Origin of the sequence: Streptomyces sp. NPDC015139, assembly GCF_043079785.1 — a bacterium.
In the GTDB taxonomy this organism is placed as follows: domain Bacteria; phylum Actinomycetota; class Actinomycetes; order Streptomycetales; family Streptomycetaceae; genus Streptomyces; species Streptomyces albidocamelliae.
In genome coordinates this window covers 1-1160 of the sequence record NZ_JBIBUW010000072.1, presented here as the reverse complement: position 1 = coordinate 1160, position 1160 = coordinate 1, and the positions used below count along the sequence as shown (strand labels likewise).

The window sequence follows — 1160 nt, the reverse complement described above, 5'->3', positions numbered from 1 at the left end:
TGTGAGGTTCGGTCGGGATGTCACTGGGATGTTCGGTCTTGAATGTCACTGACGTGTAGGTGTGTTGGTGCTGTTCAAGGGGCAGTTGGGGCGATCGATCATGGTGATGTCTCCCCGAATCTTGCAGTGACGTGGGGCTGTATCGGTCGGTGTTGTGTTCGCCGTATCTCCTTTGTCTTTCGGGTCGTTCGGGGGCTGGGCGTGTGGGGTTGGGGTGTTGCGGGGGAGTGCGGCGTTGGTGTCGGTGCTGTGGGGCCTGGCTGGTGCGGGTACCTGGGGTGGTCCCGGGGGTCGTTAGCACGTGCGTTTGTCGGACTGGTGGGAACGTTCTGCTGTCACCCGCCCGGGTGGGCAGCTGGGCGGGAAGCCCGCGTTCAGTTCGTAGCGTCGCATCAGGCGCATCTGTCATAGACGTGCGTCTGGCTGAGCTGATCTGTGTGCAGGCGTTGTTCACTGTTGGAGGTTGTACTTGGGTGCCGTGCCGTTATCCGTCTGCCTGCGTCGAGGGTGCTGGTATCAGTGACGGCGCCGGACGACGTTTCCGAGGCTACGGATGGGGGTTTGGGGCGGCATCGGGATGAGTTGCGGCCTGTTGCTGTGGCCGGGCTGCTGCGGTTGCGTGGGGCGGGGGAGTTGACGACCGCTCATGTGCGGCTGGTTGCTGGTTCGGTGGGTGTGAGCGTGCGGCAGGTGTGGCGCTGGCTTGCCGTGGCGGAGGAGACCGGCTCGCCGGAGAAGCCCGAGCGCAGGCGTTTTCGGATCACCGAAGAGATCATTGATGTTCTCGCCGACTACCAGGGCAACGTCAAACGTGCTCACGAGCATCTGGTGCGTGAGGCGTTGGCGGCGGGTCAGGACCCGGTGGGGCTGACGACGTTGCACGATGCCATCGCCCGTGACCTCGATCCCGGTTTCATGGCCGGTCTGCGGGAGGGGATCCCGGCCGCCCGTGGTTTCGATCCTGCCTTCCAGCGGCCCGCGGTGGCTCGCAATGAGGTGTGGGAGGGGGATCACAAGCAGGCTCCGACCGTCGTGTTGATGCCTGACAAGAAGGTGTCGAGGGTGTGGGTGACGTGGTTCGAGGACCGCGGTACCGGCTATGTGATGGGCTGGGCGGTCACCGCTGGCTCCGCGCACCGCGGTTCGGTTCTGGCAGCCGT

Annotated in this window: 1 pseudogene; it reads left to right on the top strand. The window is 64.6% G+C overall.

Features of this window, described 5'->3' with window-relative positions:
- Positions 1 to 597: 597 nt before the first annotated feature.
- Positions 598 to 1160: pseudogene (locus ACF08B_RS41665) on the top strand (transposase); the annotation flags it as partial.